This window comes from Fructobacillus cardui, assembly GCF_963580785.1.
In the GTDB taxonomy this organism is placed as follows: Bacteria; Bacillota; Bacilli; order Lactobacillales; family Lactobacillaceae; genus Fructobacillus; species Fructobacillus cardui.
Genome location: NZ_CAUZLS010000001.1, coordinates 202,941 through 225,266, shown reverse-complemented (window position 1 = coordinate 225,266; position 22,326 = coordinate 202,941). Strand labels below are relative to the sequence as shown.

General features: G+C 43.5%; 16 protein-coding genes. 14 read left to right on the top strand and 2 right to left on the bottom strand.

The features are described from left to right. Positions 1-89: 89 nt before the first annotated feature. The 4 genes from AABI20_RS01135 (at position 90) to AABI20_RS01120 (ending at position 8,305) form a co-directional block, all read left to right on the top strand. Entirely contained in the window at positions 90-4,286 is a 4,197-nt protein-coding gene (locus tag AABI20_RS01135) for a glycosyl hydrolase 53 family protein (RefSeq protein WP_338346542.1), read from the top strand. 388 nt (positions 4,287-4,674) lie between these two features. Further along, positions 4,675-5,619 (top strand): acyltransferase family protein, encoded by a 945-nt coding sequence (locus AABI20_RS01130; RefSeq protein WP_338346541.1) that lies wholly within the window; start codon positions 4,675-4,677, stop codon positions 5,617-5,619. A gap of 201 nt (positions 5,620-5,820) precedes the next feature. Continuing rightward, positions 5,821-6,549, top strand: coding sequence for a hypothetical protein (locus tag AABI20_RS01125; protein ID WP_288845995.1), 729 nt, complete (start codon positions 5,821-5,823; stop codon positions 6,547-6,549). Positions 6,550-7,381: 832 nt separating this feature from the next. Continuing rightward, complete coding sequence (locus AABI20_RS01120; RefSeq protein ID WP_338346540.1) at positions 7,382-8,305, top strand: aldo/keto reductase; 924 nt, start codon at positions 7,382-7,384, stop codon at positions 8,303-8,305. A gap of 126 nt (positions 8,306-8,431) precedes the next feature. Here AABI20_RS01120 and rpsT read toward each other — a convergent pair whose 3' ends face one another. Together rpsT and rpsO are read right to left on the bottom strand one after the other, a co-directional pair. Next, a complete protein-coding gene (rpsT, locus tag AABI20_RS01115; protein ID WP_047974211.1) occupies positions 8,432-8,683 on the bottom strand; it encodes a 30S ribosomal protein S20 in 252 nt (83 codons plus the stop codon). Positions 8,684-8,729: 46 nt separating this feature from the next. Beyond that, positions 8,730-8,999, bottom strand: a complete 270-nt coding sequence (rpsO, locus tag AABI20_RS01110) for a 30S ribosomal protein S15 (protein WP_047974261.1) — start codon at positions 8,997-8,999, stop codon at positions 8,730-8,732. Between the two features lie 298 nt (positions 9,000-9,297). Here rpsO and gatC point away from each other — a divergent pair, with 298 nt between their 5' ends. The 10 genes from gatC (at position 9,298) to murB (ending at position 22,323) form a co-directional block, all read left to right on the top strand. Beyond that, positions 9,298-9,606: an Asp-tRNA(Asn)/Glu-tRNA(Gln) amidotransferase subunit GatC gene (gene gatC / locus AABI20_RS01105; protein WP_047974212.1), complete on the top strand. Its 309-nt coding sequence runs from the start codon at positions 9,298-9,300 to the stop codon at positions 9,604-9,606. After that, positions 9,606-11,069 (top strand): Asp-tRNA(Asn)/Glu-tRNA(Gln) amidotransferase subunit GatA, encoded by a 1,464-nt coding sequence (gatA, locus tag AABI20_RS01100; RefSeq protein ID WP_338346539.1) that lies wholly within the window; start codon positions 9,606-9,608, stop codon positions 11,067-11,069. The genes gatC and gatA overlap by 1 nt, the downstream gene beginning before the upstream one ends. Before the next feature lie 11 nt (positions 11,070-11,080). Continuing rightward, positions 11,081-12,532: an Asp-tRNA(Asn)/Glu-tRNA(Gln) amidotransferase subunit GatB gene (gene gatB / locus AABI20_RS01095; protein ID WP_288846005.1), complete on the top strand. Its 1,452-nt coding sequence runs from the start codon at positions 11,081-11,083 to the stop codon at positions 12,530-12,532. A gap of 153 nt (positions 12,533-12,685) precedes the next feature. Continuing rightward, positions 12,686-13,750, top strand: coding sequence for a diacylglycerol kinase family lipid kinase (locus tag AABI20_RS01090; RefSeq protein ID WP_288846007.1), 1,065 nt, complete (start codon positions 12,686-12,688; stop codon positions 13,748-13,750). 2 nt (positions 13,751-13,752) lie between these two features. Next, positions 13,753-15,138, top strand: a complete 1,386-nt coding sequence (gene rlmD, locus AABI20_RS01085; protein WP_047974216.1) for a 23S rRNA (uracil(1939)-C(5))-methyltransferase RlmD — start codon at positions 13,753-13,755, stop codon at positions 15,136-15,138. A gap of 66 nt (positions 15,139-15,204) precedes the next feature. Beyond that, positions 15,205-15,801, top strand: a complete 597-nt coding sequence (locus AABI20_RS01080; protein ID WP_338346538.1) for a GNAT family N-acetyltransferase — start codon at positions 15,205-15,207, stop codon at positions 15,799-15,801. A gap of 93 nt (positions 15,802-15,894) precedes the next feature. Beyond that, positions 15,895-18,630: a DNA mismatch repair protein MutS gene (gene mutS, locus AABI20_RS01075; protein ID WP_338346537.1), complete on the top strand. Its 2,736-nt coding sequence runs from the start codon at positions 15,895-15,897 to the stop codon at positions 18,628-18,630. Continuing rightward, complete coding sequence (mutL, locus tag AABI20_RS01070) at positions 18,623-20,746, top strand: DNA mismatch repair endonuclease MutL (protein ID WP_288846013.1); 2,124 nt, start codon at positions 18,623-18,625, stop codon at positions 20,744-20,746. The genes mutS and mutL overlap by 8 nt, the downstream gene beginning before the upstream one ends. Positions 20,747-20,831: 85 nt before the next feature. Then, positions 20,832-21,317, top strand: a complete 486-nt coding sequence (locus AABI20_RS01065) for a YehS family protein (protein WP_338345677.1) — start codon at positions 20,832-20,834, stop codon at positions 21,315-21,317. A gap of 127 nt (positions 21,318-21,444) precedes the next feature. Continuing rightward, complete coding sequence (gene murB / locus AABI20_RS01060) at positions 21,445-22,323, top strand: UDP-N-acetylmuramate dehydrogenase (protein ID WP_338346657.1); 879 nt, start codon at positions 21,445-21,447, stop codon at positions 22,321-22,323. Positions 22,324-22,326 lie beyond the last annotated feature (3 nt).

Genomic DNA, 22,326 nt, shown 5'->3' with positions numbered 1-22,326 from the left:
TTACGATAAAATAGGCGTTGTTTAATCTTCATTTAAACAATGCCTTTTTTGGGAGTTAAATTAGTACAGTAGTCAGGAGAGAATTGATTGTGCGATTTAAAATGTATAAAAATGGTAAGCATTGGGCTATTGGAGCTGCAACGATTGCCGGTATTTTCGGATCAGTAATGTTGCAATCTAATATTGTACGAGCAAGTGCTTCTGATGTTTCTACAGTAAATAATTCACAAACTGTAATTGGAATACAGAAAAGTGACCAAGGATTAGTTGATTATTCTGATACAAATGGAACTAAAGTTGTTAATAACTGGGCTACTCAAGAAAATAAAACCTATTATTTTGGTGCTGATGGTCTTGCTGTAACTGGTCTCCAAACTATTAATCAGCAACAGTATTACTTTAATGCTGATCAAACTTTACTGGTAAACAACTCGGTAACTGTTGATGGACAGGTTTATCAAGCTGATAGTAAAGGCGTACTAACTAAACAAGTAACATCATCGGATGCAACTTCTACCAAATCAGACGTCACAGATGCTAAGTCTACAAACACTAATTTTCAAGCGGCCAACATTACTCAAAGCAATAATTCAGGTTCAACTAGTACCGATGCCAATGCAGTAGCTGATGCTTATAAGAATGGAACAGACACTGGTGCTAGTAAGCTCCCAGCTCAAGTTGGGAAAGTTGATACTGTAACATCAGATACGATTAAAGGTGTTGATTTAACTTCTTATCAGGCTGAAAAATCTGCAGGTGTTACTTATTATGATTTTAATGGTCAAAAAGTCGATGACACTCAGTTAATGAATTTGTTAAAGGCAAATGGCGTTAACTACATTTCTTTAAAAGTTGCTGTGGATCCGTTTGATGCACAGGGACATCCATACGGTGAAGGTGTGCCAAGTCTTCAAAATGCCATGAAGACTGCTGCAATTGCAAAAGCAGCAGGTTTAAAGGTAAATATTACTTTCTTATATTCTGATGCACAGACCTATGATACAACGCAAAAGGCACCTAAAAATTGGCCAACGGATACTGATGCACTCAATAAAAAAGTGCAAGATTACACTACGGATTCTTTGTCTCAGTTAAAGGCTGCTGGTGTAACACCAGATATGGTGACACTGGGTAATCAGATTAATTGGTTATTTATGGATAAGACAGACATGCCAACTATTGCTGGTTTGTTAAAAACAGCAGCGGATGCTGTTAAAAGTCAAGATCCAAGTGCCGAAGTTGCTATCGGCCTTGGAAAGCCAAATCAATGGTGGTCAAGTGTATTATGGCAGCTTGATCAATCAAATGTTAATTATGATGTAATTTCAGCAAATATTAATCCCGCATGGAATAGTTTAGATGATATCAAAGCAGCTAAGGCAGCTGTGTTAGCTGTTCACAAAAAGTTCACTGTTGGTTCAGTGACTTATCCATTTACTGATCAGGATAGTGATGGAAAGGTCAATGATTCCCTTGCTTCCGATATATTGGCAAACAAGACAGGCACTATTAGTCCTCAAGGACAAGCTACTTATTTGCAGCAATTGTTCTCTTTAGTCACATCAGATGGCAATAATAATGGCGTTGGAGTTGCATACGGCGATGCTACCTGGATTGCTGTAAAGCCGGGTAATTCTGCTGGATGGGCAGCTAACAATGCTGCTGCTAATCAATATGGAACTGGCTGGGCTTCAAAATATGCAGCAGGATATATTAGTGGAGCTGATCAATATTGGGGTGGCAACACACAGGATAATCAAGCACTTTTTGATGATCAGGGCAAGCCGCTACAATCACTGACTGTTTTTAAACAAATTTCAGATGATAATAACCAGCAGACAACGCCGACTGTTGATCCTAATGCTGCTAAACAGGACCCTTATGAATTTGGTGGTGACACCGGTTTGAAGGAACAAAATGTTAATATCACCAAAATTGATAGCATGACTAATCAGGCAATTCGTGGTGTTGATATTTCTTCGTACCAGTCATTAAAGGATGCTGGTGTAAAGTTTTATGATTATAATGGCAATGAAGTTAGCTTGCTAAAAATCTTACATGATGAAGGAGTCAACTATATCCGTCTTCGAGTATGGAACGATCCTAAAAATGCTCAAGGACAAGGGTATGGTGGTGGTGATAATGATGCTGACCAAGATTTGAAAATTGCTCAAGAGGCAAGTCAGTATGGCATGAAAGTGTTATTAGATTTCCACTATTCTGATTTTTGGGCAGATCCTGCTCAGCAGATTCTTCCGAAAGCATGGGCTGGCCATTCGCAAGAGCAGTTAGTTCAAGATGTTTATGATTATACTAGTCAAACAATTAAGAAGTTCCAGGATGCTGGTGTAAATGTTGGAATGGTTCAAATTGGAAATGAAATCACAAACGGAATGATGGGCCAAACGACTAATCGTGATGCCGGCGGTTCTTATACTGGCGCTTGGCTTGATCCTGAAAAGAGTCAAAAAATTGTTGCCTATCTAAATTCTGCTTCAAAAGCCGTTCGTGATAGTGATTCAAATGCATTAATCACTATTCAATTGGAAACTCCTGATTTGACAAAATATGATAACATTATGTCAGTTTTGAAGGCTGGTAATGTTGATTACGATGTACTTGGATCATCTTACTATCCATATTGGTCAGTTACTGCCAAGTCAAATACACCTGAAACATTGGCAAGCGTCCAAAAGATGGCGATGGATAAGTATGGCAAACTTTTCGCAGTTATGGAAACTGCCTGGGTTAATTCATTAAAGAATGCTGATTCAACTCCAAATTCGATTGGTGAGGATCAAAGCGATTGGCAAAATACGAATGCCTTCCCAGTTGGCCCACAGGGTCAAGTCGACGAGCTGACTCAGCTTTATCAAACGGTGATGTCACAGGCCAATGGCTTGGGTGCCTTTTATTGGGAACCAGCTTGGATTCCAACTGTTGCTGGTTGGCGTTATGGTGACCAGGATAAAGGGAATGCTGAAAAGTATGGAACTGGTTGGGCTTCCTCCGCTGCTGTTGGATATTTCCCTAATAGCAAGATGTATTGGCAAGGAAAGCCAGCATGGGGGGGATCTTCATGGGATAATCAAGGCCTGTTTGATATCCAAGGTCATCCTCTGCAATCACTGAAGTTCTACAAAGATGCTAAAAATTCAAATCAAGAACAATTGACAAAAATTAATTTTGTAGATTCTGATAATAAGGTTGTTAAAACTATTTATTCTAAAGATTTGGTAGGAAAAAGTATTAATGTTGCATATCCAGATTTGTTAGGTTACACCACTGTTGATGGTAGCTCCGCATACACTGGTACTGCTAGTGTAGACGGAATTAAGACTGTTAATATTCAAGTAGATAGGGCTAATCAGGAAGTCTTTGAAAATGGTCAATGGAATTTAATCAATAAAAAAACAGGACAAAAACAGACTGGTTTCCAGCAATTGTATGATGGCCGTAATGTTTATTATGACCAGAATGGTGATATGCAATACGGGCAACAGTATGTTGATGGTCATTGGTACTTGTTCGATCAGAATACAGGGGCCATGCAGTATGGTCGCCAGTACATTGCTGATGAAAACAAATGGGTATTGTATGACCGTATTAATGGAACCATGCAGTACGGTGAGCAGAATGATCAAGGACACTGGTACTTATTTGATACGATAACTGGAGCTATGCAGTATGGCCGTCAGTATGTTGCAGGTGGTAATAAGTGGGCATTATATGACCGCAACGATGGAACTATGCAGTATGGCGAACAGAATGATCAAGGACACTGGTACCTATTTGATACTGAAACTGGAGCCATGCAGTATGGCCGTCAGTATATCGCAGATGGAAACAAGTGGGTGTTATACGATCGCAATGATGGAACCATGAAGTATGGTGAACAGGAAGATCAGGGACATTGGTACCTCTTTGATACGATAACCGGAGCCATGCAGTATGGTCGTCAATATATCGCAGATGGAAATAAGTGGGTGTTGTATGATCGAAACAGTGGTGCAATGCAATACGGCCAACAATATGATCAAGGACACTGGTACTTATTTGATTCATTGACTGGTGCCATGCAATATGGTCGTCAGTATATTCCAGAAAAAAACAAGTGGGTGCTGTACAACCGCCAGGATGGAACGATGCAGTACGGTGAACAATATGATGAAAATCATTGGTATCTATTTGACACTATTACTGGTGCTATGAAATATGGAGCACAATATTTAGATGATCAGAAAAAATGGGTCAATTATAACCCAGTTACAGGTGTGTTAGACTAATCAATAATATTTGATTAGTTAATTCGGTTTTCAAACCGTAATGCAAAAATTAGGGCTTAAATGGCCAGTTGCTGAAATTTTATCAGTGACTGGCTTTTTAGTTTACATTGACAATAATCGATATTGGTATTAATTTTTATGTATTTAGAGACATGTCAACTATAAAATATAACAAAATTTTTTTTAGAATAACCTATCAGCACAAATTCTTATAGTGAATAAAGTGTTATCCATTGAATTTGAATAATTTATTCTTATGTAAACGCTAATGGTTGATTTGTCGTCTTTTCTTTTTTAAGTGGTTTAAATTTATGGTATAGTTATGAATGGAAAATATTCATTTGGTCGCTTTTAAGCGGCTAATTTTTTTGATTAATGGAGAATAATAATGAATAAACGAATCGAATGGGTGGATGTTGCTAAGGCCATCGGAATCCTGCTAGTGGTTTATGGACACGTCATTTTAGGCGTTCACGATGCAGGTGTCTGGGGCAATACCCTTAGTTATCGTTTGCAGCACAGTGTTATTTATGCAACACACATGCCTCTTTTCTTCTTTTTGAGTGGTATCTTTGCCATTAAGTGGGTACAACGTGTCGCTAAAACAGCGATTTGGCAAAAAGCAAAGACGTTGCTAATTCCTTACTTTGTCTGGGGAATTGTTCAAGCCGTTGTTATGCAAATCTTTTCCAAGAGTACGAATAATGGTCAAGGATTGGGAAATGCTGTTCAGCTGCCATTTATGCCTTATGCTCAGTTCTGGTTCTTATATGACTTGTTTTGGATTTTTATGGTTTATTACTTGTTTTTGCATGTCTTTAAACTGTCTACTAAGTGGTACATCGGCTTTGCAGCTATCATGTTCTTGATATCACCATTTATGGGTGTGTGGGAATTTTGGCGAATCTTTTACTACATGATTTTCTTTGCATTGGGTACATTAGTGTTAAATCATGCTGATTTACTCGATAAAGTAAACATTTGGTTGAATTTGATATTGGTTATCATTTTGTACCTTATCTATTTCTTTGTTTCAATGCCAACTGCTTTGCACAATGCATTTTCATTTTTTGTTGCAATGAGCGGTGTTGTCTTGTTAATCAATTTATCAAAACATATTAAAAGTAGTGTGATTGATTATGTAGGACGAAACTCAATGGCTATTTTTCTTTTGCACATTATCTTCACAGCAGGAACACGAATTGTCTTTACTAAGTTAGGGTTGGATAATTTATATATACAGTTAATTGCTGGGCTGTTTATGGGGATGGCCGCGCCATTAGTTATTTTGGAAATTACAAGGAAAATGAAAATTAATCAGTATCTATTCTGAAAATGGATGAAAAATTTTATTCTAATTTTGTTTAGGATTTTTTAAGCTATCGATTTTTATTTAAAATAAGAATATTCTAATGTGAAAAAAAGTATATTGACGTTACGTAATATTGAATATATAATTGAAATGTCAGATTACGTTAGTGTTGAATTTCTGTGCTAGGGTACGAGGATAATACGAATTTAAGGAGTCTGCAAGATGTTTAGAAAGAAAAAAATCTTGCTAACTATGACGGCGGTGGCTGTCGTTTTAACACTGGGGGCCACTACTTTTATTGTTAATGCAGTTACGAATCCAACTGATCAAGAACAAGGATTTATAACTAAAAAGAAAAGTAGTTTGGCCCAGTCTTCTAGTCAAAAAAGTGTTGCTTCTACTAATCAAAAAGAGCCGTCTGTTACTAGCGGTGGTAGCAATCAAAATGCTGCTACTACTAGTTCTAATACTAATAAACAGGATGCTAATTCTAGCGCAGGTACTAGTTCAAGTACAGGCACGAATTCAACTTCGTCTACCTCGACCCCAATGGTAAGTAATACTCTTACTCAAGATGACTTTCGTTCTAGTGATGATTTAGCTTATCGTATGATTGCCCTCTATGGCTTAGCTCATGGTGACGATCAATGGCAAAAATTGAGTTTGATGCAGTCAAAAGGGATTGTTTTGACAAAGGTTGCCAATCAGTCGAATCCAACTTTTATTGCTAAGGTTGTTGGCGATACTGGTAATGATGGTGCTTATTATAAGTATTTAATGAGTGATACTAGTACGGCAAGTCAAAGCGGGACAAAGCCAATGTCCTTTAGCCAAAATAATACCACTGATTATCGAGCATCAATTACTGATGTTTTGAACTATGCGAACTCAATTGGTGGCCGTTCAGTAGTACAGAAAATGAAGTTTCAATTGGTTGAAACTTCGAACTAAATTTGATTGAACTATTAAACTGGTAATATGAATCATGAACAGCTTAGATACTAGCGCGTTTGACCAAAAATAATTGATTAAGTGCTGTTTTATTTATGCAGAAAGCACGCGACATTTTTGTCGCGTGCTTTTTAGTTTATTTGGGGTGCATCCTCAGTTCTGTGATAATGACTTTGACTAGTAATGCTGTGGGCTACTCTTTGAATTAAAAGTTCTATCGAAAAGCCAGTGGCAACAGTCGGTGATTGATTGTAATGTTAGAAAAAATTTTTTAGGAACTATCTTTAATAAAGACGTAAAATACCATTTAGGTGGCCTTCAGTGCAGTACCGGCCGATATTTAAGAGAAAACGACACCACAAAGGGGAGAGAGAATCATGCTATTACCGATAATGATACTGGTTTTTGCAATTGGGATTTTTATGTATGTAACGCTTGTGGTAGGATACTTCGCATTGACAGTTATTTTCTTAATTTTGAAATTAATCGTGAATGTCATTAGTGATCATCTGTCGATGAGACGGACAAAAGGTAGCCAAAAAAATCGGCAGAGGAGGCCGAATTCGTAAATCTTAACAGCGAGATGGGATACTCGAATTTAATTGAAAAATCAGAATATCTGATTTGAAAATTGGGCCATGTATTGTCAGTAAAAAATCGATGCCCTTGTTGATTTAAAAATTCAATTTTTTCTACAAAAAATCGGCTATTTTTCTGATTTTAAAATAGGTATTTTCAATCTTACCTTTTCAACAACCGGTCTGTTAGTTTACAATACTTATGAACGATTTTTTAAAACAACACACGTAACGGATTCAGGAGGAACAAACGCATGGCAAAAGAAGTAACAATTGGCAAGACTGATGTGAAGACAACCAAGCTTGGTTTGGGGACCAACAAGGTCGGTGGCCACAACCTTTTTCCTGGTTTGAAGGATGAAGACGGCTATGCCTTGGTCAAAGAAGCCTTGGACGCAGGAGTGGTCTTGATTGATACTGCCTATATGTACGGGGAAGGCCGATCTGAGGAAATTATCGGTGATGCCATCCAAGATTATGACCGATCAAAGATTGTGATTGCGACCAAGGGTGCTCAGGATGCCAGTAACGGCAATAAGCCAAACAATAGTCCAGCATTCTTGAAGCAGGCCGTCGAGGACTCCTTGAAGCGTTTGAAGACTGATTATATCGATATTTTCTACATCCACTTCCCAGATGAAGCAACACCAAAGGACGAGGCCGTTGCAGCATTGAACGAATTGAAGGAAGCTGGTAAGATTCGTGCAATTGGGGTGTCAAACTTTAGCCTTGATCAAATCAAAGAAGCGAATAAGAATAACCAGGTTGATATTGTCGAAGACCACTACAGCTTGGTTTACCGTGGCGCTGAAAAGGATGAGTGGACTTACTTGAAGGAAAATCAGATTTCCTTTGTTCCATACTTCCCATTGGCATCGGGCCTTTTGACGGGTAAGTACACGAAGGACGATTACGCTAAGTTTGAAAAGCAATATAGCCAGGACCAATTTAATACCATTTTGTCTGCCTTGGACAAGGTGAAGGCGATTGCTGATAGCCATGGTGTCACTGTTGCCCAAACAATCTTGGCTTGGTACATTGCTAACCCTGCTATTGGCGCCGTGATTCCTGGTGCACGTAATGCTGACCAGGTGGAAGCAAACGTTAAGGCCTTGGATGTTGATTTAACGCAAGACGAATATGAGCAAATTGATCAGGCGTTTGCTGCTTTTAAGTAAGTACGACTAGAAGGTTAGCGGCTGGTCATGAGTGACAGTTGACAACTTGCTAGCAAATAAATAATCTCAATAAAAAATCCCCCAACTCATTCGTGTTGGGGGATTTCGTTTATCAATATTAATTGATTACTTTACGTACTTAGCCAAACGTGACTTTTGACGTGAAGCCTTGTTCTTCTTGATCAATCCCTTTGATTGGGCGTGATCGATAGCTGATGATACTTGCTTGTACATTTCAGCAGTATCAGCAGATCCGGCCTTGGCAGCCTTCAAGAAGCGCTTAACGGCAGTACGGTAAGCTGACTTTTGTGGTTCGTTACGATCGTGCTGCTTAGCACTCAAACGAACTCGTTGAATTGATGATTCAATAATTGGCATATGTCCGTCTCCTTAAATTTGATTCTGGTTATTTGTAAGCAAAAGCTTAACGACGCAAACCTAAGCGCTTGATCAATTCACGGTAACGCGTAACGTCAGTACCACGGAGGTAACGGAGCAAGTTACGACGGCGACCGATCTTCTTCAAAAGACCACGTTGTGAATGAAAATCATGCTTGTGCGTTTCCATGTGACCGTTCAATTCGTTGATGTCAGCAGTCAAAACTGCAACTTGAACTTCCACTGAACCAGTATCGCCTTCATGGCGGGCATATTCCTTCATGATTTCGTTCTTACGTTCTTGTGTAAGGGCCATAATCATTTCCACCTTTCTTAAATGTCTCCAAGTGCTGAGAGAAACGACGGTGAGACGTTAATCTAAGGACTTGGACAGTTGTTTTGACAACATGACTAATTATACGGTTTTTTCAAAAAAAATCAAGGATAGCTTGACATTCAAGGAAAAATCAGCTTCACCCTTTTCTTAATTTGCAAGCATTCTGCCATTTAGCAGGGGCAACTATGGGCTTTTATGGTAGAATAGAACAGTAATTACATCAGAAAGGATAGCCTTGAAAAAGACGAAGAAATCCGCTTTTTCAGGCAGGTGACCCATGGCAACATCAATTTCAAAAGAAGAAGTCGCTCACGTTGCTGACTTGGCCAAGCTGAGCTTTTCCGACCAGGAACTTGAGCACTTCACTGGACAACTCCAGGAAATCGTAGCAATGTGCGAGAAGATGGCAGAGGTAGATACAACCAATGTCGAGCCAACTTTCTCAGTAACACCGAATGTGAACCATTTACGAGAAGATGTTGCGGACAATTGGCATGAAAAGAAGGCCTTGTTGGCCCAAGCACCAGACGAGGCAGCCGACTTAATTAAGGTGCCCGCTATTTTGAACGGGGAGGACGAAGCTTAATGACTTTTAATTATTTTGACAAGACCTTAGCCGACTTGAATGCTGATTTGAAAGCTGGCAAAATCACGGCCGAAGAATTGACCAAGGAAACTTTGGCCAACATTCAGGCAACCGATGAAGACTTGCAAGCTTTCGTCCGGATGCACGAAGACGAAGCCTTAATCAAGGCTCGTGCCGTTGATGAAAAGGGTGACTTTTCAAATCCTTTGGCTGGTATTCCAATGGCCATCAAGGACAATATCGCCACAAATGGTTTGGAAACAACGGGTGCTTCCCATATTTTGTCAGGGTTCAAGCCAGTTTATGATGCAACGGTCACGACCAAGTTGAACGATGCCGGTGCCGTTATCGTTGGAAAGGCCAACATGGATGAATTTGCCATGGGTGGGTCAACCGAAACTTCTTACTACAAGAAGACGAAGAACGCCTGGGATCACACGAAGGTTCCTGGTGGTTCATCTGGTGGATCGGCTGCTGCCGTTGCTGCTGGCCAGGTCCCTTATGCGCTTGGTTCTGATACTGGTGGATCAATCCGTCAGCCAGCCGCCTTCAACGGTTTGGTAGGGATGAAGCCAACTTATGGTCGAGTATCGCGTTTTGGACTCTTTGCCATGGCCTCATCTTTGGACCAAATCGGTCCATTGACCCGGACGGTCAAGGACAACGCCTTAGTTTTGAATGCTATTTCTGGTTTTGACAAGAAGGACTCAACTTCTGTTGAATTGGAAGTCCCTGATTTTGCCGAAAAGATTGGTCAAGACATCAAGGGCATGAAGATTGCCGTACCTGAAGAATACTTCCAAGAAGGAATTTCAGATGAAGTGGCCACACAGGTTAAGGCTGCCATTGTCCAATTAGAAGCCATGGGAGCAACCGTTGATAAGGTCTCATTGCCCCACACCCAATACGGGGTTGCTGCTTACTACATCTTGATGTCATCAGAAGCTTCTTCAAACTTGCAGCGTTACGATGGTATCCGTTACGGTTTCCGTGCACCAGACGCCAAGTCATTGGAAGAAGTTTACAAGAACACTCGAACGGAAGGTTTCGGAGATGAAGTTAAGCGCCGGATTATGTTGGGAACGTTCTCCCTTTCAGCTGGTGCCTACGATGCCTTCTTCAAGAAGGCCGCTCAAATTCGAACATTGATTATTGAGGACTTTAATAAGGTCTTTGCTGACTATGATTTGATTGTTGGCCCAACGACACCAACCCAACCTTACGGTATTGGTGAAGAAATTGGTGATCCAAAGACCATGTACTTGGGCGACGTTTTGACGATTCCAGTGAACTTGGCTGGTTTGCCAGGGTTGTCCATCAATGCTGGCTTCAATGGTGGCATGCCAGTCGGTATGCAGTTGATTGGTAAGCCATTTGATGAAGCAACCCTTTACCAAGTTGCTTATGCCTTTGAACAAGTAAACCACTTCTACGACCAACATCCGGTTGTCGAAGGGAAATAAGGAGGGGACAAATGGCAAACGAAAACTTTGAAACAACCATTGGACTTGAAGTCCACGTTGAAATGCAGACAAATTCTAAGCTGCTGTCACCTTCACCCGTTCACTATGGCGATGCGCCTAACGAAAACACCAACGTGATTGACTGGGGTTACCCAGGGGTCTTGCCGGTTGCCAACAAGGGTGCTATCGAATACGGTATGCGTGTAGCTTTGGCTTTGCATGCCGAAATCTCAGAAGACATTCGTTGGGACCGGAAGAACTATGTTTACCCGGATAACCCAAAGTCATACCAGACAACTCAAATGCGAACACCATTGGGTCGTCATGGTTACTTAGACGTTAACATGCCTGATGGTAGCGTAAAGCGAATTGGGATTGAAGAACTTCACGTCGAAGAAGATGCTGGAAAGAACACTCACGGTACCGATGGTTATTCATACGTTGATTTGAACCGTCAGGGAACACCGTTGGTTGAAATCGTGTCCAAGCCTGATTTGTCTTCACCAGAAGAAGCCTACGCTTACCTGGAACAATTGCGTCGAGTTGTCTTGTTTACGGGTGTTTCGGAAGCCAAGATGCAAGAAGGACAGATGCGAGCTGATGTCAACGTGTCATTGCGTCCACGAGGGTCAAAGACTTATGGAACACGAGTGGAAATGAAGAACATTAACTCCTTCCACTATGTCCAATCTGCTTTGGAATTCGAAGAACGCCGTCAGGCACAGGTGATTCGTTCTGGTGGCAAGGTCCGCCAGGAAACTCGTCGTTACGATGAGCCAACCAAGTCAACGCTCTTGATGCGGGTCAAGGAAGTGGCGGATGATTACCGTTACTTCCCAGAACCTGATTTGTCACCAATCCACATTGATCAAGCCTGGATTGACCGTGTTCAAGCTGAATTGCCAAAGTCAGCTGGGGACCGACAGGTGGCCTATGTACAAGACCTTGGTTTGGAGCAATATGATGCCGAAGTTTTGACACAAACCTTGGCAATGGCGAACTTCTTTGATGCCGCTGTCAATGCTGGAGCCGATTCAAAACCAGCTGCAAAGCGTGTTGCCAACTACTTAATCGGTGACGTGAACGCTTACTTGAACAAGAACCAGGTTGAATTGCAGGATACCGATTTGACTCCTGAAAACTTGGCCGGTATGGTGAAGTTGATTGAAGACGGCACCATCTCAACTAAGCAAGCCAAGAAGGTCTTTGAGGCCATCATGGAAGGTGAAGAGCCAGAAGCCTATGCTAAGGCACAAGGTTTGGTTCAGATTTCTGACCCAGCCGTTTTGACACCAATGATCACCGAAGTCTTGGATGACAACCCACAGTCAATTGAAGACTTTAAGGGTGGTAAGGACCGGGCAACTGGTTTTTTGATTGGCCAATTGATGAAAAAGTCCAAGGGTCAGGCCAACCCTGGTGTCTTGAACAAGCTTTTGTTAGCCGAGTTGAACAAGCGCTAACCAATAATCAAGCAGTAATTGTCGGTTGACCAAAGTAGTTGGCCTTGTTACTGTCATAAAAGCACCGCTTTGCGGGCTTTTGTACATATATTTTAGGAGGAAGTCGAGGCTTTACTGATTGTATGAATGATTGGGAAGCTTTGCAGGTGAGTCATGAAACGAGCACGAATTATCTATAACCCTAGTTCGGGTCGGGAAACAGCGAAACGGGAAATGTTAGACATTATCCGAGTGTATGAAGAAGCAGGGTACGAAACATCGACATATGCCACCACCCCGGAACCTTTTTCAGCACAAAAGGAAGCGACCCGAGCCGCCTTCGAGGGCTTTGATTTAATCGTAGCTGCTGGTGGTGACGGGACAATCAACGAGGTTGTCAACGGGATTGCGCCCTTGAAGCGTCGGCCTAAAATGGCGATTATTCCGGCTGGAACAACTAACGATTACGCCCGAGCTTTGAAGGTCTCTCGTGATGATCCATTGGAAGCTGCCAAGGTGATTTTGAAAGGGCAGACGATTAAGATGGATATCGGTCGTATTTCGACTCGAGGTGGCTTAGTGGAAGCGGAAGGGCAAATTTTGGCCCCTGCCGATGCCCGCTACTTCATGAATATTGCTGCTTTAGGGACGCTTTCCGAAGTGACGTATGCCGTACCGTCTGTGATGAAGTCACTTTATGGTTACTTGGCCTACCTGGTTAAGGGTGCCGAGCTACTAACACGATTGGAACCGGTGAAGGCCAAGGTTGTTTATGACGACGGCGAGTATGATGGCGACATCTCAATGATTTTCTTGGCCCTAACCAATTCGGTTGGTGGCTTTGAATCGATTGTGCCCGATGCCAAATTAGATGACGGTCAGTTCACGCTATTGATTGTTAAGGCCGCTAACTTGTGGCAGATTACGCAGTTGGCCGCCCAGGTTTTGAATGGTTCTCATGTGAATAACCCACAGCTAATTTATAAGAAGACGTCGAAGGTTGAAATCACACCGCTATCAGATGATCATCCAATCAAGGTGAATCTGGATGGTGAGTATGGTGGGGATGCGCCAATGACCTTTGAGAACTTAAAACAACATATTGAATTCGTTGCTAATTTGTCAGCTATTGACGTAGATGCAACGAATGCTAAGATTCAAGAAGAGTTCATGGAACAGGTTGAAGCCCTTGAGGCGACCCAGCACGAACCCAAAGCAGATGAGAAGGAAAAGTACTAAGCATGGCTAAAGCCAACCGCACAATTAAACAGGCCGCTCCGGTCCATAAAAATGAAGTCATCACTGCTTCAGTGACCGATTTAACTTATCAAGGCCTTGGCGTGGCGAAGGTGGATGGTTTTCCGCTCTTTGTAACTGATGCTCTTCCTGGTGAAAAGGCCGAAATTTTGGTGACAAAGGTCCTAAAAAATTACGGCTTTGCCCGTGTAAAACGTTTGTTGGAAAAATCAGCAGACCGAGTTGAATTAACGGACCAGTTGGCCTTAACGACAGGGATTGCGCCGCTAGCAAACTTGGCTTATCCGGCCCAGTTGGCCTGGAAAAAGTCCCAGGTACAGGAATTATTTAAGAAGGCTCGCCTCGACGTTGAGGTGGCCGATACAATTGGGATGACGGACCCAACCCATTACCGAAATAAGGCGCAAGTACCGGCGCGAATGATTAACGGTCGCCTAGAAACTGGCTTTTTCCGGCGTGGATCGCACAAGTTAATTCCGACCGATTCCTTTTACATCCAAGACCAAGCCGTGGATGAAGCAATCCGCGTGACACGGGATGTCTTACAAGAGTTTGGCATTTTGGCCTATGATGAAAAAGAGGACCGTGGTGTTATCCGCCATGTGATGGCTCGAATTGGTAAAGCAACCGGTGAATTAATGGTCGTTTTGGTGACGAAAACCAAGAAGTTACCAGAAGCAGAGGCAATTGCAGCCGAACTAAAGGCGCGCTTACCAAAGCTCGAATCGGTGATTCAAAATGTCAATAAGGCCCAAACAAATGTGATTATGGGTTATCAAAATCAGGTTTTGTGGGGCAAGCCCGCTATTGAGGATATCTTGCTGGGTAAGAAGTACCTGATTGGCCCTAATTCTTTCTACCAGGTCAATCCCGAAACGACTGCTAAGCTTTACCAGTTGGCGAAGGAAAAGGCTGAATTGAAGAAGACCGATATCGTGATTGATGCCTACTGTGGAATCGGAACGATTGCCTTGACTGTGGCGAACGATGTGGCCGAAGTTTATGGGGTCGAATTGGTCGAAGCGGCCATTGACGATGCCGAGGAAAACGCACGCATTAACCAAGTCACCAATAGCCACTTTGTTGCGGCCGATGCGCCAAGTCAGATGCTCAAGTGGGCTGAAGAAGGCCTCAAGGCGGATGTTGTCTTTGTTGATCCGCCTCGAAAGGGCTTAACAGCTGATTTTATTGAAGCCGTTAGTGAAATCAGTCCAAAGCGCCTGGTTTATGTTTCATGTAACCCAGCGACAATGGTGCGTGATATTAAGGATTTGGTGGACCATGGTTACGCCCTTGAGGGTGCTATCCAACCGGTCGACCAGTTCCCACAAACAACCCATGTGGAAGCAGTGGCAGTGCTGACAAAATAAGCCTAGTTGTCAGTTTGACAAGTAGGCTTTTCTTATTTCAAATACTTTTTAGGATGAGGTATCACCATGGCAACAGATCAAATTATTTTCCGTCCAGCAATAGCAGCCGATGCGGCCGAATTATTAGCGATTTATGCGCCCTACATTCGAGAAACGGCCATTACCTTTGAATACGATGTGCCGACGGTTGCTGAGTTTCAAGCACGGATTGAAACAACGTTAAAGACGCATCCTTACATCGTGGCCGTTTTGGATGGCGTGATTTTGGGTTATGCTTACACGAGCCCGATGGGCTCACGCCAAGCCTACGCCTGGTCGGTTGAAACCTCAATTTATATTCGTCAGGACGAGCGTCACCATGGTTTAGGTAAGCGCCTGTACAAAATTATTGAGCAAATTTCTCGTGATCAAAACATTATCAATGTGAATGCCTGCATCGCCGTGCCAAAGGTCGATGATGAACATCTGACATCAAATAGTCGTGATTTTCATGAGCACATGGGCTACCGCTATGTTGGCGCCTTTGACCGGATTGGCTATAAGTTTGATACTTGGTATGATTTGGTCTGGATGCAAAAGGCGGTTTGGGATTATCCAGCAGAGCCAAAGTCGGTGGTGAACTTTGCTGATTTATTAAAAGATGGTTATCAAATTAGTGAATAAAAGAAGTCTTTTGTCAATCTGACTCGTCAAATGGCAGTGAAAGGCAAGAACAACGGTAACATCGCTTAAAAACTGTTAAGAGGAGGGCCATTTATGGCGATAAAAGAACCAACCCCGATGATGGTGCAATACCATCAAATTAAGGATCAATACCCCGATGCCTTCGTGTTTTACCGAATGGGCGATTTTTATGAGCTCTTTGAAGATGATGCAATTAAGGGGGCCAAAATTCTCGAGTTAACCTTAACCGCACGGAATAAAAATTCGGCTGAACCAATTCCAATGGCCGGGATTCCTCACCACGCCGTGTCAGCCTATATCGATATCTTGGTCGATGCTGGTCATAAGGTGGCCATTGTCGAGCAAATGGAAGATCCAGCAACGGCTAAGGGAATGGTTAAACGAGATGTTGTCCAGTTAATTACGCCGGGAACGAAGCTTTCATCAAAGAACGGGGATGGCAAGGATAATAACTTTTTGGCTGCTGTGGTGGCAACAGGATCACGTCCGGGGTATGCCGACCAGGCAGCTTTTGCCTTGTCTTATATTGACCTTTCAACTGGTGAACTGAAGGCAACGGAATTGACAGATGAGAGCGCCGTTTTAGATGAATTAGGCGCTTTGGAGGTGAAGGAAGTCGTCTTAGCAAAAGAGGGCGATTTTTCAACTCCAGCGTTGGCGGATGCCATTGGCGAAAAGGGACTGGTCGTTTCCTATCAGGGACCCGTGCAGCCTTCCGCTACGATTACTTATTTAACGAAAGATTTAAAAAATACTGCCAAGCAGACGGTTACTGGGCTACTCCTTCAGTATCTATTTGATACGCAAAAGCGGTCTTTGGACCACATTATGCCGGTTCAAACGTATGAGCGCCAGGCCTATTTGGTGTTTAACCAGGTGACACGGGTCAACTTGGATTTGGTTGAAAATGCTCGGACCAAGCAAAAGGCTGGCTCTCTTTTTGCGCTCTTAGACCAAACGAAGACGGCCATGGGTGGTCGGCTGTTGAAGCAGTGGCTGATTAAGCCTTTGAAGGATTTAGAGAAAATCCAGGCCCGCCAGGATGCCGTGGCTGCTTTTAAGAATGACTTTTTCACCCGGGGAACGGTCCAGGACCAGTTAAAGTATGTTTATGACTTGGAGCGTTTAGCCGCTAAGGCTGCTTTGGGGACGATTAATGCCCGTGATTTGGTGCAGTTAAAGCGCTCGCTGCAGGCAGTACCGAACATGCAGGCCGCTTTGAAGGCTGACCATGTTAACCCAATCTTGCAGGCTGCCGGGGAAGAAATCGACCCATTGCTGGATTTGGCCAGCCTGATTGACCAAGCCATTGTCCCTGAACCACCAATTTCGGTTCGTGATGGCGATTTAATCAAGCCGGGTTATGATGACTTGGTTGATTCTTACAACCAGGCGTTGGCCGATAACCAAGATTGGTTAGCAGCTTATCAAAAGCAAGAACAAGAAGCGACTGGCATTTCGACTTTAAAGGTCAAGTACAACAAAAACTTTGGTTACTTTATCGAAGTGACCAAGGTAAACCTCGACAAATTAGAAGAGGGACGCTACCATCGCAAGCAGACATTGACGAATGCTGAGCGGTTTACAACGCCTGAATTGAAAGAACATGAGGACCTAATTTTTGCAGCGCAGACAAAGCGTTTTGACCGTGAATATGATTTGTTCTTGGCTATTCGCGCCAAGGTCAAGGAAGAAATCAGTCGCTTGCAGACATTAGCGCAAAAGATTGCCCGTCTTGATGTTTTAGCTGCCCTGGCTGACGTTGCTGAAAACCGTCATTTTACCAAGCCAGCGTTTAAAATAGATGGCGACCGAGCATTAACGATTAAGCAGGGCCGTCATCCGGTGATTGAATCTCTCTTGGGACCCGGTGAATATGTTGCTAATGATGTCTTCTTTGACGAAAAAACCAAAATTCAACTGGTAACCGGACCGAATATGGCTGGTAAGTCAACGTACATGCGTCAGGTTGCCTTAATCGTGGTGTTGGCCCAAATGGGGGCCTTCGTGCCAGCCGATGAGGCGATTTTACCAATCTTTGATCAAATCTTTACCCGAATCGGGGCCAATGATGACCTTGTTAACGGTCGGTCAACCTTTATGGTTGAAATGGCCGAGGCAAACTTAGCTCTGCAAGGTGCAACCTCACAGTCACTGATTTTATTTGATGAATTAGGACGAGGTACGGCCACTTATGATGGAATGGCCTTGGCACAGGCAATTATTGAGTACTTGGATCAAAATCTTCATGCGACAACGATTTTTGCGACTCACTATCATGAATTAACGGCCTTGGCAGCTAGCCATCCAGCCATTCAAAACGTCCATGTTGGGGCGCAGTTAACCGACGATGGTGCCTTACACTTCCTACACCAGGTTCAGCCAGGAGCGGCCGACCGTTCTTATGGAATCCAGGTAGCCGCCTTGGCAGGATTACCTAAGTCGCTCTTAACGAATGCTGAGTCGATTTTAAAGGCTTTGGAGGCGCAGGGAGCGGGGCAAGTAGAAGGTGTTGAAGAGACGTCTTCTGTGAGCTCAAATTCTGCCGTTACTAGTACTGTTAGTCAGCCGGTGACGAGTGTTTCAACTGGGGCAATGCCAATTGGGGATGGCTTGGCACAAGACATCCCGCTCTTTGAGATTGCACCTGCCAAAGAAGTTCCAGCAGCAGTTGAAGTGGAACCAATTAATCCGGCTGACCAGAAAGCCCTTGATGAACTCGATCGGGTGAACCTTAACCAGTTGACTCCGTTGGCAGCCCTGAACTTGATTGCCAAATTACAGGAAATGAGGCAAGAAAATGACTAAAATTCATGAACTGCCTGAATTATTGGCTAACCAAATTGCGGCTGGTGAGGTGATTGAACGTCCCGCTTCCGTAGTAAAGGAATTGGTTGAAAACGCGATTGATGCTAATGCCACTCAAGTGGAAGTTGTGATTGAAAATAGTGGCTTGGATTTAATTAAAGTAATCGACAACGGCCAGGGAATTGACCAGGAAGAAGTACCACTGGCTTTTGTTCGCCACGCGACTTCGAAAATACAAGACCGGCATGATTTGTTTAATATCATGACTTTAGGTTTCCGCGGTGAAGCCTTGCCATCGATTGCGGCGGTTGCTGATGTCACTTTGCAGACTAGGACGCAGACAGCTGAAACCGGTTTTCTTTATCAGGTTAAAGGTGGCCAGGTGGCCCAAGAAGGCCCAACGGCCGGTCGCTTTGGGACTATTGTTGCCGTCCGTTCGCTGTTTTACAATACACCGGCTCGGTTAAAGTATTTGAAAAAGCCGCAAACTGAGATGTCATTGATGGTGGAAACCATCAACCACCTGGCTATGGCTTATCCAAATGTTGCCTTGACGCTGAGTCATAACGGTAAGACTTTAGTGAGAACGTCTGGTAATGGCGATTTGCGGCAGGTTTTAGCAGTTGTTTATGACCGAAAAACAGCTGAAAAAATGGTTGCTTTTGAGGGCGCTTCTGATCACTTTAAGGTGAACGGCTACTTGTCTTTGCCAGAACAGACTCGGTCTTCCCGGTCTTATTTTGCCGTTTTGGTAAATCACCGTTTTGTCAAAAATTTCTCTGTTTCAAATGCGATTAGTACAGGTTATGGTTCAAAATTGATGGTTGGTCGTTTTCCAATTGGTGCTATCAATATTGAGCTGGACCCACTGTTGGTTGATGTCAATGTTCACCCTCAGAAGGCTGAGATTCGTTTGAGTGAAGAGGGGGAGCTGACGGAGTTGATTACGCAGGTCATTGCCGACCGGTTGCGTGGCGAAAACTTGATTCCTGCAGCGCTTGATAACTTGGGTCAAGGGGAAACGGCCGAAAGTCCGGATTCGGCGGCAGCTGAGCTGACCGTTCCCGTGAAGAAGTCGGCCAAAGAGGTCCTTTCTGTTCCGGTTAAGGCTGACCGGGTGGTTGAGATTGACGATGAAAATCAACTGACCGATGTGAAAGTTGCTGATTTTGCCAGCCGTTATGCCAAAGAAGAATACCGGCCGGCTTTTGCGGACGAAGACCAACCTCAGTCGAAGGTCGCTGAACCGTTAGCAGCTTACCAGCAAGACGCCCCTACTGACCAGCCAACTAGCGATGTCAAAGTGAATGGTGGCCTGTATGCTCATGCCGATACTGGCTTGGCTGCATTAGCCAATCAGGCCATGGGTTTGGATCTTGATTCACAGCAAAACGATGGGCTGAGCGGGCAGCAAAATCAGGACCAGCTTAAAGTGGCTTCTAAGCCCGTTAACCAGGATTTGGATTTAAGTGATGAGGCTAGCAAAAAGACAGGTTTTCCTAGTCTGGATTATATTGGCCAGATGCACGGGACCTTTCTCTTTGCTCAAGACCAAGATCATTTGTACTTAGTTGACCAGCATGCTGCTCAAGAGCGTTTGAATTATGAGTATTATCGACGGGTGGTTGGCCAGGTAGGCGAGGACCAGCAGCAATTGCTGGCTCCGATTACTCTGACTTATTCGACCGCAGATATGTTAAAGATTGCTGATTTTCATGAAATTTTTGAGCAGGTTGGTTTGCACCTGGAAGAATTTGGACCCAATACGATTGCTTTGTATGAGCATCCGGCCTGGATTTTAGCTGATCAGGCTGAAAGTACCATTGAAGAAATGATTGACTGGGTTCTTCATGATGGTAAGCTTACTGTAGCAGCCTTTCGCGAAAAGGCTGCGATTATGATGTCTTGTAAGCGGGCGATTAAGGCCAATTGGCATATTTCAGACGAAGAGGCAAAGACGCTCTTACGCGATTTAGCACAAGCTGAAAATCCGTATAATTGCCCCCATGGTCGGCCAGTATTGACCTCGTTTACTCTAAAGGAAATGGAGCGGATGTTTAAGCGTATTCAGGATTCACATGAATCGTGGCAGACGTACGATACTCATCCATTTTAAGCTGGGTTTAGGCAATATTTATGATGAACTTTTTAAGTCGGGCGCATAAGTTCGCCCGACTACCCGTATTTTCAAAGGAAAATTAATGAACTATAACGATACAATAATTCGGTTGCGCTATGCCCTTGATTTATCGAATCAAGATGTCATTCGACTTTTTGCCATGGGTGGCGTTAAAATTGCGCAAAAGGATTTAGACCGAATTTTGACTAAACAAGAAGATGATAGTCAACCAGATCAGGCACTTTCGGCTCATGATTTGGAGGCTTTTTTGAATGGCTTGGTGATTGATAAGCGTGGTGAACGCTTGGACAAAGATGGACATGTGGTTCCACCTACCTTTGATATGACCAAGGCTGATTTGGTCAATAATGTGACCATCAAGAAAATCAAAATTGCCATGGCCTACACATCAGATGATTTGCAACAATTATTGGCATTGGCAGGGGCGAAGGTCTCAAATGGTGAATTATCGGCGATATTGCGTCGCCCTGACCACCGGAATTACCGACCAGCTGGCGATCGTTATTTACGCAAGCTGCTAGCAGGAATGGGCAAGAAGTACCGTTAAGGCGATTTTTTGTCCGAATAGCTGAAACGAATTCAAGAAAGACGGTGCTCTTGCGCCGTCTTTTTTTTTCTATGAAAAGATTAAAGTTTGGTATGATAGAGAAGATAGGATACTAATGGAGAATACTATGCAAATTGCCCAAGGTTTAATACAAAAAGAGCAAGAAATTGCACCCTACGCCTACACCCAAGCCGGTGGCGTAGCGGATTATTTGGCGATTCCGACTTCAATAGCTGAGTTGACCGCCTTGCTGGATTGGGCCAAGCACGAAAGCCTGCCGATTCATGTTTTTGGTCGGCTGTCTAACTTGGTGGTTCGTTCTGGTGGTCTACGAGGTTTGGTGATTTTGACGACCGAACTCAAGGCCGTTCAGCAAGAAAATAATCAACTGTTAGTCCAGGCTGGCTGTGACATTATTTGGTTGGCTGCCTTAGCCCGTGATAAGTCCTTAACTGGATTGGAATGGTCGGCTGGGATTCCCGGTTCCGTTGGTGGGGCGGTCTTCATGAACGCCGGTGCTTATGGTGGACAAGCCGATATGGTCGTTTCCTCTGTATTAGCGGTGATGCCTGATTTAAGCTTAAAGACTTTTACAAAGGATGAATTAGAGTTTGGCTACCGTCATTCTGTTTTTCAGGAAAACGGCGGGGTTATCGTCCAGGCAACCTTTGATCTGGCACCTGGTGACCAACAGGCTATTCAAGAAAAAATGGATCAGGTTAACCTTGCCCGTGCCAACAAGCAACCCTTGTCATGGCCATCGAATGGTTCCGTCTTTAAGCGACCAACTGGCTATTTCGCTGGTAAGTTGATTATGGATGCCGGATTGCAAGGTACACGTGTCGGTGGGGTTGAAATATCGAAGAAGCATGCCGGTTTTATGGTCAACATGGATCAAGGAACGGGCAATGACTACGAAGACTTAATTCACCTTGTTCAAGAAAAAGTTTTTGAGAAGTACCATGTTCGCCTAGAACCTGAAGTTCGTATTTTAGGAGATCGGTAGCCT